The sequence below is a fragment of the Hespellia stercorisuis DSM 15480 genome, assembly GCF_900142165.1.
Taxonomy (GTDB): Bacteria; Bacillota; Clostridia; order Lachnospirales; family Lachnospiraceae; genus Hespellia; species Hespellia stercorisuis.
Genome location: NZ_FQZY01000153.1, coordinates 1 through 1392 on the forward strand (window position 1 = coordinate 1; position 1392 = coordinate 1392).

A 1392-nucleotide genomic window follows, 5' to 3' on the forward strand; every position below is an offset into this window, starting at 1 on the left:
CTTCTTTATAATCAAGGTCTAAGTTCTTTGACTTCGCTTCGTGTTCAGGAATGCATTCTAAGGCATAGATGTCTTTGTCGTTTACACAGCAGTACTGCTTGCCATCGAATGCCTGAATAAACATTGTTTTTGTACCTTTTCGATAATGCACTTGCATGCCTTTACAATCCAGCATCTTATAGTATTTATTACTGTGTCTGAGACAATGACCAGTATCAACGGTTCTTTCGCATAAAACAGCAAGAGTCAGATTGATTTTTTCATCAGATGGTTGCATTTCAAACACAGATTTGATACTATTCAGAGGAAGGGCAAACTTCTCATTGAATTCTTTTATGTAGGAGTTTAAGAATTCATTGGCTTCCTCTATGGTCGTGATTCCTTGCAGTCGTAACTCGATTGGAAGGCGCGACTGTAGGGTTTGATTTAAACGTTCTACACGGCCTTTGGCCTGTGGTACGCTGCTTGATCCTAACTCAACGCCCAGTTGATGACAGGCATAAGCGAACTGTGTATAAGTATCCTCATCGAGAGATGGGGAATTTTTCTTTTTATAAGTAAAGACGGTACGACGATCCGTGAAGAACTTGTAGGGAATTCCATAAGTCGTAAGTATTTGATGAAAAATCTGGTAGTAGCCACGCAGAGTCTCCTGCGTATCAAACCATGCACCCACAATTCTGCCGGTAGCATCATCGATAGCAAGGTGAAGGTGCCATATAATACCGGGAATCCATTCATAAGGGGTTGCATCCATCTGCAACAGTTCTCCAAAGTAAGCAGCTCTGGGACGTCTGGAATGCGCATCTTCAACCGCTACAAGATTGGTTTGAATTGCATCGGCTTCTTTCTGGGTTTTAGCAGCCTTCTTTAATTCTTTCAATTCTCTTTTTTTGCGTTTTTGTTTGGCACGAGATACTTTAGGAGAAAGTATGTATTCACTTTCCAGAATCTTGGAAACGGAAGAAGCGGAGATGTTAATCTTTTCGTGTTTGCCAAGCAATTCAGTATAATGAGTAAAGTTGGCATCAAAGTACTTATTGCGATAGAGATCTATAACAATAACCTTTGTTGCCTCAGGGATGGTATTGGCGGGCTTACGGCCTTTGTTACCGTGTACAAAGTATTCTTTCCCTGATTTTGTGTAACCAGCAAGCATGCGGTTGATGTGGCGTACTGTGCAGCCAAGTGTAAGAGCAGCTCGTTCTTTGTTTGGACTTGGATGGTCAGCAAGCCCTTTAATCACTTCATATTTCTTTTGTTCGTCCATATCTAATATAACCTTTCTGATAATGAATTCCTCCTGTTCTAAATTATAAGCAGGAGTCAGTATACCATACTTGGGACATTTCCCCTTGTGGTATATAAGGACATTATCATAAATGGTTCATA

1 protein-coding gene is annotated in these 1392 nt (G+C 40.7%); it reads right to left on the reverse strand.

Annotated features, from left to right (window positions below; all coding sequences use genetic code 11):
- Positions 1–1270: ISNCY family transposase (locus tag BUB85_RS20840; protein WP_073113381.1), on the reverse strand; the 1270-nt coding region annotated here is incomplete at its 3' end.
- Positions 1271–1392 lie beyond the last annotated feature (122 nt).